Consider the following 15,314-nt stretch of genomic DNA (forward strand, 5'->3'; position numbering starts at 1 on the left):
TACGGTCTCGTGGGCTCGGAGATGTGTATAAGAGACAGGTGCACACCCCTCAGTGAAAGGCCTGCCAGTGAGCACCGAAGCGTATGTGTACGACGCGATCCGCACTCCGCGCGGACGCGGCAAGGCGAACGGCGCCTTGCACGGCACCAAGCCCGTGGATCTGGTGGTGGGCCTGATCCATGAGATCCGGGCCCGTTTCCCCGGTCTGGATCCGGCGGCGGTCGACGACGTCGTGCTGGGTGTGGTCGGTCCGGTGGGGGATCAGGGTTCGGACATCGCGCGGATCGCGGCGATCGCGGCGGGGCTGCCGGACACGGTGGCGGGCGTGCAGGAGAACCGCTTCTGCGCCTCGGGTCTGGAGGCGGTGAACCTGGCCGCCGCGAAGGTCCGTTCGGGCTGGGAGGACCTGGTCCTGGCGGGCGGGGTGGAGTCCATGTCCCGCGTCCCGATGGCCTCGGACGGCGGCGCCTGGTTCAACGACCCGATGACCAACCTCGCCACCAACTTCGTGCCGCAGGGCATCGGCGCCGACCTGATCGCCACCATCGAGGGGTTCTCGCGCCGCGACGTGGACGAGTACGCCGCCCTTTCCCAGGAGCGCGCGGCCACCGCCTGGAAGGAGGGCCGCTTCGAGCGCTCCGTCGTGCCGGTGAAGGACCGCGCCGGTCTCACCGTCCTCGACCACGACGAGCACATGCGCCCCGGGACCACGGCGGACTCCCTGGCGAAGCTCAAGCCGTCCTTCGCCGACATCGGCGAGCTGGGCGGTTTCGACGCCGTGGCGCTGCAGAAGTACCACTGGGTGGAGAAGATCGACCACGTCCACCACGCTGGCAACTCCTCCGGCATCGTCGACGGCGCCTCCCTGGTCGCCGTCGGGTCCAAGGAGGTCGGGGACCGCTACGGCCTCACCCCGCGCGCCCGGATCGTCTCGGCCGCCGTCTCCGGTTCCGAGCCCACCATCATGCTCACCGGGCCCGCCCCCGCCACCCGCAAGGCGCTCGCCAAGGCCGGGCTGACCGTCGACGACATCGACCTGGTCGAGATCAACGAGGCGTTCGCGGCGGTCGTCCTGCGTTTCGTGAAGGACATGGGCCTGTCGCTGGACAGGGTCAACGTCAACGGCGGTGCCATCGCGCTCGGCCACCCGCTGGGTGCCACCGGCGCGATGATCCTCGGCACCCTCGTCGACGAACTGGAGCGCCAGGACAAGCGTTACGGCCTCGCGACCCTGTGCGTGGGCGGCGGCATGGGCATCGCCACGGTCGTCGAGCGCGTCTGACCCCCTCCCGACGGACACCACGGACACCTGGAGCACACCCTCATGAGCACCGAGCCCACCGCCATCCGCTGGGAGCAGGACGACACCGGCGTGGTCACCCTCGTCCTCGACGATCCGAACCAGTCCGCGAACACCATGAACCAGGCGTTCCGCGACTCCCTGGCGGCCGTCACCGACCGCCTGGAGGCCGAGAAGGACGCCATCCGCGGCGTCATCGTCACCTCCGCCAAGAAGACCTTCTTCGCGGGCGGCGACCTGCGCGACCTCGTCCGCGTCACGCCCGGAACCGCCCAGGACCTCTTCGACGGCGGCATGGCCGTCAAGCGGAACCTGCGCCGCATCGAGACCCTCGGCAAGCCGGTCGTCGCCGCCATGAACGGCGCGGCCCTCGGCGGCGGTTACGAGATCGCGCTCGCCTGCCACCACCGCGTCGCCCTCGACGCGCCCGGCTCCAAGATCGGCTGCCCCGAGGTCACCCTCGGCCTGCTCCCCGGGGGCGGCGGCGTCGTGCGCACCGTCCGGATGCTCGGCATCACCGACGCCCTGCTGAAGGTCCTCCTCCAGGGCACCCAGTACAACCCGCGCCGCGCCCGGGAGAACGGCCTGGTCGACGAGGTCGCCGACAGCCGCGAGGACATGCTCGCCAAGGCCCGCGCCTTCATCGACGCCCACCCGGAGTCGGCCCAGCCCTGGGACAGGCCCGGCTACCGCATCCCCGGCGGCACCCCGGCCCACCCGAAGTTCGCGGCCAACCTGCCCGCCTTCCCGGCCAACCTGCGCAAGCAGACCAACGGCGCCCCCTACCCGGCGCCGCGCAACATCATGGCCGCCGCCGTCGAGGGCGCCCAGGTCGACTTCGAGACCGCCCAGGTCGTCGAGGCCCGCTACTTCGTCGAACTGGCCGCCGGACAGACCTCGAAGAACATGATCCAGGCGTTCTTCTTCGACCTCCAGGCGGTCAACTCCGGCGCCAACCGCCCCAAGGGCGTCGAACCGAGGAAGGTCACCAAGGTGGCCGTGCTCGGCGCCGGGATGATGGGCGCGGGGATCGCCTACTCGTGCGCCCGCGCCGGCATCGAGGTCGTGCTGAAGGACGTCGCCCTGGAGTCGGCGGTCAAGGGCAAGGCGTACTCCGAGAAGCTGTGCGCGAAGGCCGTCGCGAAGGGGCGCACCAGCCAGGAGAAGGCCGACGCGCTCCTCGCCCGGATCACACCGACCGCGGAGGTGGCCGATCTCGCGGGCTGCGACGCGGTGATCGAGGCGGTGTTCGAGGACACCTCGCTCAAGCACAAGGTGTTCCAGGAGATCGAGCACGTCGTCGCCCCCGACGCCCTGCTGTGCTCCAACACCTCGACGCTGCCGATCACGGCGCTGGCCGAGGGCGTCGAGCGCCAGGCCGACTTCATCGGGCTGCACTTCTTCTCGCCCGTGGACAAGATGCCGCTGGTGGAGATCATTAAGGGGGAGCGGACCGGGGACGAGGCGCTGGCGCGCGCGTTCGACCTGGTCCGGCAGATCGGCAAGACGCCGATCGTGGTCAACGACTCGCGGGGCTTCTTCACCTCCCGGGTCATCGGCCACTTCATCAACGAGGGCGTCGCGATGGTCGGCGAGGGCATCGAGCCCGCCTCCGTGGAGCAGGCGGCGGCACAGGCGGGCTACCCGGCCAAGGTGCTGTCCCTGATGGACGAGCTGACCCTGACCCTCCCGCGCAGGATCCGCGAGGAGACGAAGCGGGCCGTGGAGGAGGCGGGCGGCACCTGGACCGCGCACCCCGCCGAGGCGGTCGTCGACCGCATGGTCGACGAGTTCGGGCGCCCCGGGCGTTCCGGCGGCGCAGGGTTCTACGAGTACGGGGACGACGGGAAGCGGGCGGGGCTGTGGCCGGGCCTGCGCGAGCACTTCACCAAGCCGGGGCACGAGATCCCCTTCCGTGACATGCAGGAACGCATGCTCTTCGCGGAGGCGCTGGACACCGTCAGGCTCCTGGAAGAGGGAGTCCTGACCTCCGTCGCCGACGCCAACATCGGCTCGATCTTCGGCATCGGTTTCCCCGGCTGGACGGGCGGTGTCCTGCAGTACATCAACGGCTACGAGGGCGGCCTGCCCGGCTTCGTCGCCCGCGCCCGCGAGCTGGCCGACCGCTACGGCGAGCGCTTCGCCCCGTCCGCGCTGCTGGTGGAGAAGGCGAAGAAGGGGGAGGTCTTCACCGACGGGCGCTGAGCCGCCGGATCACTCGTCGGAGTCCTCGCGTGCCTCCGTACCCGCGTCCGCGCCGGCCTCCTTGTCGAGCCACGCCCGCAGCTCCTCGCGCAGCGACCGCTGGAACGTGGTCAGCAACGCCTGGACCACCAGTGGGTGCATGTGGGCGGAGAGCGACCGCACGTCCGGCGCGTCGCGTTCGGCGACCGCGTCGCGCAGCAGCCGCGACAGGTCCCGCGCGGCGGCTCGGGAGTGCTCCAGGAGGGCGGTGCGGGCGGCGAGGACCGTCTCGGGGGAGAAGGGCACGTCGAGCAGTTCGACGCCGAGCCGGAGCAGCCCGGCGTCGACGCGGTAGCCGTCGCCGTCGGGCACCACGACGTCCATCGCCCCCAGCCGGTCCACCTCCTCGTCGGTGAGCGGTCGCCCCGCCCGCCTGCCCAGTTCCTCCCGGGTGACCCGCTCCACCGTCTCCGGTGCCCAGGAGGCCACCACCGCGCGGTGCAGCGCCAGGTCGTGGGCACTCAGGTCCGACGGCAGCCGCCCGAGGTACCGCTCGATGGCGGCCAGCGTCATGCCCTGGTGCTGCAACTCTTCGATGAGCGCCAGCCGGGCCACGTGCTCCCGGCCGTAGTGACCCACCCGGCGCGGGCCGAGCACCGGCGGTGGCAGCAGTCCTCTGGTGCCGTAGAAGCGGACCGTGCGCACCGTGACACCGGCCCGCGCGGCCAGCTCGTCGATCGTGAGGGCCGGCTCGCCGGTGTCGGTCGTCGTCATGTGCAGCAGTATCGCTGTCTCACCAGTGCTGTGAAACCTCTCGCGCACCGGGCGCACGCCTCGTGCCCGCGCTGTGCGGACCGTCGGTGGATCTTGTGAGAAGTCACGCTGTGTGACATGAGCCACCGCATGCCCACGCAGAGTCGTGGGAAGGTGCTGCGTTGGTCTGTGCCGCGTCAATGGGTGGTGCGGGCCCGAGACACAGGTACGGACGACTCGGGCGCACCCCGCCCGAGGGCACCAGAGAGTGGAACCACCCGTGAGCAAGGACGCCGTCGGCACGGCTCAGGCCGCCGCCCCACACCGGGCGACCGGAACCCTCCCCGCGGACGCGGGCGACGCCGGATACAGCAAGGACCTCAAGCCCCGCCACATCAACATGATCGCCATCGGCGGCGCGATCGGCACCGGCCTCTTCCTCGGCGCCGGCGGGCGCCTGCGCGACGCGGGCCCGGCGCTCGCGATCGCCTACCTCGTCTGCGGCGTCTTCGCGTTCTTCGTGGTCAGGGCCCTCGGCGAGCTGGTGCTCTACCGGCCCTCCTCCGGTTCCTTCGTCTCCTACGCGCGCGAGTTCCTCGGTGAGAAGGGCGCCTACGTCGCCGGCTGGATGTACTTCCTGAACTGGTCGACCACCGGCATCGCCGACATCACCGCGATCGCGCTGTACACGCACTACTGGAGCATGTTCACGAGCATCCCCCAATGGGTGCTCGCCCTGATCGCCCTCGCGGTGGTCCTGGCCGTGAACCTGATCTCCGTGAAGATCTTCGGCGAGATGGAGTTCTGGTTCGCGATCGTCAAGGTCGCCACCCTCGTCGGCTTCATGCTGATCGGCGTCTTCCTGCTCGCCACCCAGCACGACGTGGGCGGCCACACCCCGGGCCTCGGCATGATCACCGACCACGGCGGCTTCTTCGCGCAGGGCCTGATGCCGGTGATCGTCGTCATGCAGGGCGTGATCTTCTCCTACGCCGCCCTGGAACTGGTCGGCGTCGCCGCCGGCGAGACCGCCGAGCCGGAAAAGGTCGTCCCGCGCGCGGTCAACTCCATCATGTGGCGCGTCGCCCTGTTCTACGTCGGCTCGGTCGTCCTGCTGGCGCTGCTGCTGCCGGGCTCGCTCTACTCCGGCGACGAGAGCCCGTTCGTCACCGTCCTGTCGAAGATCGGCGTCCCGGCGGCCGGCGACGTGATGAACCTCGTCGTCCTCACCGCGGCGATGTCCTCCCTCAACTCCGGCCTGTACTCCACCGGACGCATCCTGCGCTCCATGGCGACCGCCGGGTCCGCGCCGAAGTTCACCTCCGTCATGAGCCGCAGCCAGGTCCCCTACGGCGGCATCCTGCTCACCTGCGGCGTCTGCGTCCTCGGCGTCGGGCTGAACTTCCTGGTGCCCAGCAAGGCCTTCGAGATCGTCCTGAACGTCGCCTCGCTCGGCATCATCAGCACCTGGGTGATCATCATGGTCTGCCACCTGGTCTTCGTCCGCCGGGCGCGGTCGGGGCTGGTCAGCCGTCCGCACTTCCGGCTGCCCGGCAGCCCGGTCACCGAGGTCGTCACGATCGGCTTCCTGCTGGCCGTGCTCGTCCTGATGTGGAACGACGCGGAGGTCGGCCGCAAGACCCTCTTCCTGGTCCCCGTGATCGCCGTGATGCTGGTGGCGGGCTGGTTCGGTGTCCGGCGCCGGGTGGGCGAGAACGCGGCGCGGGAGGCGGCCCGTACGGCGGAGTAGCCCGGGCCCGCGGTGCGGGCCCGGGGCACTGTCAGTGGCCGCCCGTACGGTGGCGTCATGTCGGAGATCAGGTATGTCCGGGGTGACGCCACCACACCGTCGGCGAAGGGCGTCAAGGTGATCGCCCACGTCTGCAACGACCTGGGAGGCTGGGGCAAGGGCTTCGTCCTGGCCGTCTCCCGCCGCTGGCCCGAGCCGGAGGCGGCCTACCGCGCCTGGCACCGCGACCGCGCGGCCAACGACTTCGCCCTGGGCGCCGTCCAGTTCGTCCAGGTCGAGCGGTACGTGTGGGTGGCCAACATGATCGGCCAGCACGGCATGCGCAGGGGCGGCAAGGGCGTGCCCATCCGCTACGAGGCCCTCGGCACCGCCCTCGGCCGCCTCGCCGGCAGGGCGGCCGAGCTGGACGCGTCCGTGCACATGCCCCGCATAGGCTGCGGCCTCGCCGGCGGCACGTGGTCCCGGGTGGAGCCACTGATCACCGAGCGGCTCACCGGACGCGGCGTCCCCGTGACCGTCTACGACCACGGGGACGCCGCCTGAAGCCGCCCGGGCTCAGTGCGCGTGCACGTCGTTCGTCGCGGCGATCTTCCGCCAGGAGCGGGGCTGCGCGGGTGCCTGGGAGGTCTTCGCGAGCGAGCGGGCGTGCGCCGCCGGGGCGTCCGGCTTCGACGGCTGGAACAGCCAGGTGTCGAACAGTGCGGCGAGCGGCCTGCCCGACACCTCCTCGGCGTAGCGCTGGAAGTCGGCGACGGACGCGTTGCCGTGGGCGTACTTCGCGGGCCAGCCCTTCAGGACGGTGAAGAAGGCGTCGTCCCCGATCTCGTTGCGCAGCGCCTGCACGGCCAGCGCGCCCCGGTCGTAGACGGCGGCGTCGAACTGGTTCTCCGGGCCGGGGTCGCCGGGCCGCACCGTCCAGAAGGCGTCGTCGGCCGGGTGCGAGGCGTACGTGTAGTCGGCGAGTTCCTGCGCCGTGCCCTCGCCCTCGTGCTCGGACCACAGCCACTGCGCGTACCGGGCGAAGCCCTCGTTGATCCAGATGTCCTTCCAGCCACGCACCGAGACCAGGTCGCCGTACCACTGGTGGGCCAGTTCGTGCACGACGACGGACACGTTCGACCCGTTCGCGAACTGCCGCGGGCTGTAGAACGGCCGGGTCTGCGTCTCCAGCGCGTACCCCGTGGTCGTGTTCGGCACGTAGCCGCCGAGCGCGTTGAAGGGGTACGGCCCGAAGTAGCCGCTCAGCCAGTCGGCGATCTCCCCGGTCCGCTCCACGCTGGCCCGCGCGGCGCCGTCGTTCGCGCCCAGGTCCCTGCTGTAGGCGTTGACGACGGGGATGCCGCTTTCGCTGGTGCCGGTGGTGAGGTCGAACCTCCCGATCGCCAGCGTGGCCAGGTACGTGGCCTGCGGCTTGTCCGAGCGCCAGTTCCAGCGCGTCCAGCCCAGCCGCGAACTCGTGGACTGGAGGGTGCCGTTGGAGATCGCCTGGGTGCCGTCCGGCACCTGCACGGACACGTCGTAGGTGGCCTTGTCCAGCGGGTGGTCGTTGCTCGGGAACCACCAGGCCGCGGCCTCGGGCTCGTTCGCGGCGATCCCGCCGTCCGGGGTGCGGTGCCAGCTCGTGAATCCGAACGCCTGCTTGGAGGACGGCACGCCGCTGTAGCGGACGACGACGGTGAGGGGCGCCCCCTTGTCCAGGGGCTTCTTCGGAGTGATCTCCAGTTCCTGCTCGCCCGAGGTCGTGAACGACGCCTTCGCGCCGTTGACCCGCACCTCGCCGACGTCCAGCAGGAAGTCCAGGTTGAACCGCGACAGGTCCGCGGTGGTGCGGGCCAGGATCGTCGCCGTCCCCTCCAAACGGTCCGTGGCCGGCTGGTACTTCAGACGCAGGTCGTAGTGCGAGACGTCGTATCCGCCGTTGCCGTAGGCCGGGTAGTAGGGGTCGCCGATGCCCGGAGCGCCGGGGGAGTGGGCCGCCGCCGACGCCGGGATCGCCAGCATGAGGGAGGCGGCGCCCAGTGCGCCCGGCACGATGAATCTGCGGTGCACGAAAGCTCCAAGTCGTAGGGGTACGAAGTCTGTTCGGAGCCTATTCGGCCCCGGTGTGCACTGTCGTGTCCACGGCCACTGGAATCACACGATCGTCATCCGGCCGTCATGAGCCACCCGCGGCAGCGGGCGCGCGGCGTACCGCGAAAGGGCGCCGAAACCCGACGCCGGGAGGGTGAGTTGCGCGCCATACGTGGTAGGGGCGTAGCGGACGGGTATTTTCCGCCTCACCGACTGGAAGGGGCCGCCTGTGACGCAGGACCGACCGCGTGACGAGGAAGACCATGAGAGAGGCACCCTGCCCGGTTCGGAGGCGGGCCTGCCGGGACAGGAGCACCGCCCCCGGACCGACCGCGTCGTCTTCGGCGTCACAGCCGTCCTGACCCTCGCGTTCGTCGTCTGGGGCGCCGCCGCCACGGACTCCCTGGAGAACGTCTCCAGCAGCATGCTCGGCGGCCTGCTGCACAACGGCGGCTGGGCGTTCACGCTGGCCGCCTCCGGCTTCGTGGTCTTCGCCCTCTGGCTCGCGGCCAGCCGCTACGGCCGCATCCACCTGGGCGCCGAGGGCGAGGAACCCGAGTTCCGGACCGTCTCCTGGGTCGCCATGATGTTCAGCGCGGGCATGGGCATCGGCCTGATGTTCTACGGCGTGAGCGAGCCGCTGGCGCACTACACCACACCCCCGCCCGGCACCAGCCCGGCCGACTCCGGCGACCGCATGGCGACGTCCATGGCCACCACCCTGTTCCACTGGACGCTCCACCCGTGGGCGATCTACGCCGTGGTCGGTCTCGGCATCGCCTACAGCACCTTCCGCAAGCGCCGCAGGCAGACCATAAGCGCGGTGTTCACCCCGCTCATCGGCGAGAAGCACGCCAACGGTGCCGGCGGCCGCGTCATCGACATCCTGGCCATCATCGCGACGATCTTCGGCTCCGCCGCGTCCCTCGGTCTCGGCGCGCTGCAGATCGGCTCCGGCATGGAGAAGCTCGACTGGATGGACAAGGTCAGCACCGGACTGCTCGTCGGCATCATCGCGGTGCTGACGGCGGCGTTCGTGGCCTCCGCGATCTCCGGCGTCGAGAAGGGCATCCAGTGGCTGTCCAACACGAACATGGTGCTGGCCCTGGTGCTCGCCGTCTTCGTGTTCGTCGCCGGCCCCACCATCCTCATCCTCGACCTGCTGCCGACCTCGGTCTTCGCCTACCTCGGCAACCTGCCCCAGATGGCCGGCCGCACCGAGATCAGCGGCGGCGAGGGCGTCGCGGACTGGCTGGGGAGCTGGACCGTCTTCTACTGGGCGTGGTGGATCTCCTGGACGCCCTTCGTCGGCATGTTCATCGCCCGCATCAGCCGGGGGCGGACGATCCGCCAGTTCATCGGCGGCGTCATCCTGGTGCCCAGCACGGTCAGCCTGATCTGGTTCGCGATCTTCGGCGGCTCCGCGATGCGGCTCCAGGAGCAGAAGCGGCTGGGCGACGACACGACCCCGGAGGGCCGGCTCTTCGCGGTGCTCCAGGACTACCCCGTCGCCACCGTCACCAGCCTGCTGGTGATGATCCTCGTCGGCATCTTCTTCGTCTCGGGCGCCGACGCCGCCTCCATCGTGATGGGCACGCTCTCGCAGAAGGGCGCCCTCGAACCCAGCCGCTGGGTGGTGATCGTCTGGGGCGCCGTGACCGGCGCGGTCGCGGCGATCATGCTGCTCATCGGCAGCGGCGAGGGGGACGCGCTCACCGGCCTGCAGAACCTCACGATCCTCGCGGCGGCGCCCTTCGTCGTCGTGATGGTCCTCATGTGCGTCGCCCTCATGCGCGACCTGCGCCGCGATCCGCTCATCGTGCGCGGCGAGATGGCCTCGGAAGCCGTCGAACTGGCCGTCGTCGAGGGCCACAAGCAGTACGAGGGCGACTTCGAGATCCGGATCGGCCCCGGCCCCGGCACGGACGTGGAGGGCGACCCGATCGGCAAGCACCACGAGGAGTGACCGCCGCCGGGTCCGGCCGAACGGGAGGGAGGCGTCAGGAGGCGAGCCGCGCCGCCTCCTCGGCGCACCCCCAGGCCACGGTGACGCCCGCGCCGCCGTGGCCGTAGTTGTGCACCAGCCGCCGCCCGTCCGGCAGCACCGTGCGCTCCAGCCGCACCGCGTCCCGGGCCGGGCGCAGCCCCACCCGGTGCGCGAGCACCCGCGCCCCGGCGATCTCGGGCCGCAGGGCCGCGCACCGCCGCACGATGGCCTCCGCGACCGCCGGGTCGGGCTCGGTCGACCAGGCGTCCTCCTCGGCCGTACCGCCCAGCAGGAGCCGGCCGGGCTGCGGAAGGAAGTACGTCGTCTCCCCGGAGTCCGCGTCGGCCGAGACCAGCCAGTCGTGGACCCCCGGGTTCTCCACGACGACCAGTTGCCCGCGCACCGGCCGCACGGCCGGGTCCGGCACCAGGTCCCGGGCGCCCAGGCCGGTGCAGTTGACCACGACCGGCGCGTCCGCCTCGGCCAGGTCGGACACCGCCCGGTCCTCCACCGTGCCGCCCGCGGCCACCAGCCGCCGCCGCAGCCACGGCAGGTGGGCCGACATGTCGACGAGCGGCAGCCGCGCCCACAGCCCCACCCCCGCGTACTCGCCGGCCGTCGCCGCACGCAGCCCCGGCAGCCTGGCCGACGCCCATGCGCCGACCTCCTCCGGGGTCGTCTCGCCGAGCACGCCTTCGCTCATGCGCACGCCGGTCTCCTCCGGCCGCGCCGCCAGCTCCTCGTACACGTCCAGGGAACGCAGCGCCCAGGCCTGTGCCAGCGCGACCGGCTCGATCCGGTACGGCCACCACAGACCGCCCGCCACCACCGAGGTGGTCCGCTCGACGGGCTCCCGCGTCCACAGCCGCACCCGTCGTCCCCGCTCGGCGAGGACGACGGCCGTCGTCAGCCCGATCACCCCGCCGCCGACCACGACGACTTCACCGGTCAGTTCGCCATCCAGTTCGGTTTCCACACCAGGACGTTAACCGACGGTCCCGTGCGGGGTGTGCGGGCGGCCCGGGGCGAGGGGAAGCCCGGCCGGGCGGGCCCCGGGCCCCGACTAGGATCTACGGTCTGATGACTGCCACCCTCGTCGCCAAAGACCTCGCCGCCGGCCACGGCGACCGCTCCCTGTTCACCGGGCTCGACCTCGTCGTCGCACCCGGCGACGTGATCGGCCTCGTGGGGGCCAACGGCGCCGGCAAGTCCACCCTCCTGCGGATGCTCGCCGGGCTGACCACACCGGAACGGGGCGAGCTGCGCCTGTCCCCGCCCGCCGCCACCGTCGGCCACCTCCCGCAGGAGCCGGAGCGCCGCCCCGGCGAGAGCGTCCGGGCGTTCCTGGCCCGCCGCACCGGCGTCACCGAGGCCCAGCGCGCCATGGACGAGGCCACCCAGGCCCTGGTCGACGGCGCCCCGGGAGCCGACGACGCCTACGCGACGGCCCTGGAGCGCTGGCTCGCCCTCGGCGGCGCCGACCTCGACGACCGGGCGGGTGAGACCGCCGACACGCTGGGCCTCACCGTCGACCTGGACCAGCCGATGACCTCGCTCTCCGGCGGCCAGGCCGCCCGCGCCGGTCTCGCCTCCCTCCTCCTCTCCCGCTACGACGTCTTCCTCCTCGACGAGCCGACCAACGACCTCGACCTCGACGGCCTGGACCGCCTCGAACGCTTCGTGACCGGGCTGCGCGCCGGCACCCTCGTCGTCAGCCACGACCGCGAGTTCCTCACCCGCACCGTCACCAAGGTCCTCGAACTCGACCTCGCCCAGCGGCAGATCAACCTCTACGGCGGCGGCTACGAGGCGTACCTCGAAGAACGCGCGGTGGCCCGCCGGCACGCCCGCGACGAGTACGAGGAGTACGCCGACAAGCGGGCCTCGCTCCAGGACCGGGCGCAGATGCAGCGCACCTGGATGGACAAGGGCGTCCGCAACGCCCGGCGCAAGGCGGGCAACGACAACGACAAGACCGGCCGCAAGTTCCGCAGCGAGGCCAGCGAGAAGCAGGCCGCCAAGGCCCGCCAGACCCAGCGCATGATCGAACGCCTGGAGGTCGTCGAGGAACCGCGCAAGGAGTGGGAGCTGCGCATGGAGATCGCGTCGGCCCCGCGCTCGGGCGCGGTCGTCGCCACCCTGCGCGACGCCGAGGTCAGGCGCGGCGACTTCGTGCTCGGCCCGGTCTCCCTCCAGATCGACTGGGCGGACCGGGTGGCGGTCACCGGGGCCAACGGCGCGGGCAAGTCCACGCTCCTGGGCGCCCTCCTCGGCCGCGTCCCCCTCGACGCCGGACACGCGGCCCTCGGCTCCGGGGTCCTGCTCGGCGAGGTCGACCAGGCCCGCAAGCTCTTCCACGGCCCCGAGACGCTGCTCGACGCCTTCCGCGCCTCCGTCCCGGGCACGGAACCCGCGGAGATCCGCACCCTCCTGGCCAAGTTCGCCCTCAAGGGCGACCACGTCATGCGCCCGGCGTCGACCCTCTCACCCGGCGAACGCACCAGGGCCGCCCTCGCGCTCCTCCAGGGCCGGGGCGTCAACCTCCTGGTCCTGGACGAGCCGACCAACCACCTCGACCTCCCGGCCATCGAACAACTCGAATCGGCCCTGGACGCCTACGAGGGCACCCTCCTCCTGATCACCCACGACCGCCGCATGCTGAACGCGGTGAGGACGACCCGCCGCCTGGAGGTGGCAGACGGCAGGGTGACGGAGGCGTAGCCGCAGGACCGCCCCCCCCGCTGCGGGCAGTCGTGCTGCTGGGGCGGCACGGGTGGGCGGTGGGGGCACCTCCCGCGCGAGCGAAGCCGAGCGTGGGGAGGCACCCGGCAAGCGCCGGCCTGTGTGATCCGCTCCCCGCCCCGGCGCCGAGTGCCCGGCGCCTACGCCAGCCCGGCCCGCCGCAACGCGTCCGCCATCGCCCCGTTGGACGGAGCAGGCGCCGACGAAGACCGCCCCTTGCCCCCACCGCCCGAGGCAGCCCGCTGCTGCCGCTGCCGAGGCGGCCGACCACCCCGCTCCTTCTTCGCCTCCCCCTGCGCGGCGGCCTCGTCGTCCAGCCGCAACGTCAACGAGATCCGCTTGCGCGGAATGTCGACGTCCATCACCTTCACCTTCACGATGTCCCCGGGCTTCACCACGTCCCGCGGATCCTTCACGAACGTCCGGGACATCGCAGACACGTGCACCAGCCCGTCCTGATGCACACCGACGTCCACGAACGCCCCGAACGCGGCGACGTTCGTGACGACGCCCTCCAGCACCATCCCGGACGACAGGTCGGAGATCTTCTCCACGCCCTCCTTGAAGGTGGCCGTCCTGAAGGCGGGCCGGGGGTCGCGCCCCGGCTTCTCCAGCTCGCGCAGAATGTCCGTGACCGTCGGCAGTCCGAAGGTCTCGTCCACGAACCGCTCCGGCTTCAGCGACCGCAGCACCGACGTGTTGCCGATCAGCCCGGCCACCTCCTGCCCGGCGGTCTTCACCATCCGCCGCACCACGGGGTACGCCTCGGGGTGCACACTGGACGCGTCCAGCGGGTCGTCGCCGCCCCGGATCCGCAGGAACCCCGCGCACTGCTCGTACGCCTTGGGGCCGAGCCGCGGCACCTTCTTCAGCGCGGTCCGGGAGGTGAACGGCCCGTTCGCGTCGCGGTGCGCCACGATGTTCTCGGCGAGCCCCGAGGTGATGCCGGAGACCCGGGCCAGCAGCGGCGCCGAAGCCGTGTTGACATCGACGCCCACGCCGTTCACACAGTCCTCGACCACCGCGTCCAGCGAGCGGGACAGCTTCACCTCGGACAGGTCGTGCTGGTACTGGCCGACGCCGATCGACTTCGGGTCGATCTTCACCAGCTCGGCCAGCGGGTCCTGCAGCCGCCGGGCGATCGAGACCGCGCCGCGCAGCGAGACGTCCATGTCCGGCAGCTCCTGGGAGGCGAAGGCGGAGGCGGAGTACACGGAGGCGCCCGCCTCGGACACCATCACCTTGGTGAGCTTCAACTCCGGGTGCCTGGCGATCAGTTCCCCGGCGAGCTTGTCGGTCTCCCGGGAGGCCGTGCCGTTGCCGATGGCGATCAGTTCGACCGCGTGCTCCTTGGCCAGCCGCGCCAGCTTGGCGATCGCCTCGTCCCACCGGTTGGCGGGGACGTGCGGGTGGATCACGTCCGTGGCCACGACCTTGCCGGTCGCGTCGACCACGGCGACCTTCACGCCGGTACGGAAACCGGGGTCCAGGCCGAGCGTCGCGCGGGTGCCCGCCGGGGCGGCCAGCAGCAGGTCGCGCAGGTTGGCAGCGAACACGTCGACCGCCTCGTCCTCCGCGGCGGTGCGCAGCCGCAGCCTGAGGTCGATGCCGAGGTGGACCAGGATGCGGGTGCGCCAGGCCCAGCGAACGGTGTCGACCAGCCACTTGTCGGCCGGCCGGCCGCGGTCGGCGATCCCGAACCGGCTCGCGACGATCGCCTCGTACGACGACGGGCCCTCGGTGGGCTCCTCGGGCTCCAGGACGAGGTCGAGCACGTCCTCCTTCTCGCCGCGCAGCATCGCGAGGACGCGGTGCGAGGGCAGGTCGGTGAACGGCTCCGCGAAGTCGAAGTAGTCGGCGAACTTGGCGCCCGCCTCCTCCTTGCCCTCCTTCACCCGGGCGACGAGCCGCCCGCGTCCCCACATGCGCTCGCGCAGCTCGCCGATGAGGTCGGCGTCCTCCGAGAACTTCTCCGTGAGGATCGAGCGCGCCCCGTCCAGCGCGGCCTGGGGATCGGCCACCCCCTTGCCGGGGTCGACGAACGCGGCGGCCGCGGCCGCCGGGTCCACCGACGCGTCGGCGAGCAGGCCCTCGGCCAGCGGCTCCAGACCCGCCTCGCGCGCGATCTGCGCCTTGGTCCGCCGCTTCGGCTTGAAGGGCAGGTAGATGTCCTCCAGACGCGCCTTGGTCTCCGCACCGCGGATGCGCGCCTCCAGCTCCTCGGTGAGCTTGCCCTGCTCCCGTACCGAGTCGAGGATCGCGGTGCGCCGCTCCTCCAGCTCCCGCAGGTAGCGCAGCCGTTCCTCGAGCGTGCGCAGTTGCGCGTCGTCGAGCATCTCGGTCGCTTCCTTGCGGTAGCGGGCGATGAAGGGCACCGTCGAGCCGCCGTCCAGCAGCTCGACCGCGGCCTTCACCTGCCGCTCCCGCACGCCGAGCTCGTCGGCGATCCTGCTCTCGATGGTCCCTACGCCGATGGACGTGCTGGACGCGTTGGACCCGGGTGTCGTCACGATCCCGTACCGCCTTCT

At 71.6% G+C, this 15,314-nt stretch carries 10 protein-coding genes; 6 read left to right on the forward strand and 4 right to left on the reverse strand.

Annotated features, from left to right (window positions below; genetic code table 11):
• The first annotated feature begins 67 nt into the window (after positions 1 to 67).
• Positions 68 to 1,282 (forward strand): acetyl-CoA C-acetyltransferase, encoded by a 1,215-nt coding sequence (locus tag IG88_RS0121940; protein ID WP_031043803.1) that lies wholly within the window; start codon positions 68 to 70, stop codon positions 1,280 to 1,282.
• Between the two features lie 42 nt (positions 1,283 to 1,324).
• Positions 1,325 to 3,505: a 3-hydroxyacyl-CoA dehydrogenase NAD-binding domain-containing protein gene (locus IG88_RS0121945; protein ID WP_031043805.1), complete on the forward strand. Its 2,181-nt coding sequence runs from the start codon at positions 1,325 to 1,327 to the stop codon at positions 3,503 to 3,505.
• Positions 3,506 to 3,514: 9 nt separating this feature from the next.
• Here the strand turns inward: IG88_RS0121945 and IG88_RS0121950 are convergent, their stop codons facing one another.
• Entirely contained in the window at positions 3,515 to 4,258 is a 744-nt protein-coding gene (locus tag IG88_RS0121950; protein ID WP_031043807.1) for a MerR family transcriptional regulator, read from the reverse strand.
• Positions 4,259 to 4,517: 259 nt separating this feature from the next.
• Between IG88_RS0121950 and IG88_RS0121955 the strand changes: the two genes are divergently transcribed.
• Positions 4,518 to 5,987, forward strand: a complete 1,470-nt coding sequence (locus IG88_RS0121955) for an amino acid permease (protein ID WP_031043810.1) — start codon at positions 4,518 to 4,520, stop codon at positions 5,985 to 5,987.
• A gap of 57 nt (positions 5,988 to 6,044) precedes the next feature.
• Positions 6,045 to 6,530, forward strand: coding sequence for a macro domain-containing protein (locus IG88_RS0121960; protein WP_031043813.1), 486 nt, complete (start codon positions 6,045 to 6,047; stop codon positions 6,528 to 6,530).
• Positions 6,531 to 6,542: 12 nt separating this feature from the next.
• On the opposite strand, the gene IG88_RS0121965 is transcribed toward IG88_RS0121960, so the two are convergent.
• Positions 6,543 to 8,036: a M1 family metallopeptidase gene (locus IG88_RS0121965; protein WP_031043816.1), complete on the reverse strand. Its 1,494-nt coding sequence runs from the start codon at positions 8,034 to 8,036 to the stop codon at positions 6,543 to 6,545.
• Positions 8,037 to 8,286: 250 nt separating this feature from the next.
• On the opposite strand from IG88_RS0121965, the gene IG88_RS0121970 reads away from it, so the two are divergent.
• Positions 8,287 to 10,023 (forward strand): BCCT family transporter, encoded by a 1,737-nt coding sequence (locus IG88_RS0121970; RefSeq protein WP_031043818.1) that lies wholly within the window; start codon positions 8,287 to 8,289, stop codon positions 10,021 to 10,023.
• Positions 10,024 to 10,057: 34 nt separating this feature from the next.
• Here the strand turns inward: IG88_RS0121970 and IG88_RS0121975 are convergent, their stop codons facing one another.
• Positions 10,058 to 11,020: an FAD-dependent oxidoreductase gene (locus IG88_RS0121975; RefSeq protein WP_037836399.1), complete on the reverse strand. Its 963-nt coding sequence runs from the start codon at positions 11,018 to 11,020 to the stop codon at positions 10,058 to 10,060.
• A gap of 104 nt (positions 11,021 to 11,124) precedes the next feature.
• Here IG88_RS0121975 and IG88_RS0121980 point away from each other — a divergent pair, with 104 nt between their 5' ends.
• A complete protein-coding gene (locus IG88_RS0121980; protein WP_031043825.1) occupies positions 11,125 to 12,765 on the forward strand; it encodes an ABC-F family ATP-binding cassette domain-containing protein in 1,641 nt (546 codons plus the stop codon).
• Between the two features lie 161 nt (positions 12,766 to 12,926).
• On the opposite strand, the gene IG88_RS0121985 is transcribed toward IG88_RS0121980, so the two are convergent.
• Positions 12,927 to 15,296, reverse strand: coding sequence for a Tex family protein (locus tag IG88_RS0121985; RefSeq protein WP_031043828.1), 2,370 nt, complete (start codon positions 15,294 to 15,296; stop codon positions 12,927 to 12,929).
• Positions 15,297 to 15,314: the final 18 nt, after the last annotated feature.

The sequence above is a fragment of the Streptomyces sp. NRRL F-5650 genome (assembly GCF_000721365.1).
GTDB classification, from domain to species: Bacteria; Actinomycetota; Actinomycetes; order Streptomycetales; family Streptomycetaceae; genus Streptomyces; species Streptomyces ardesiacus.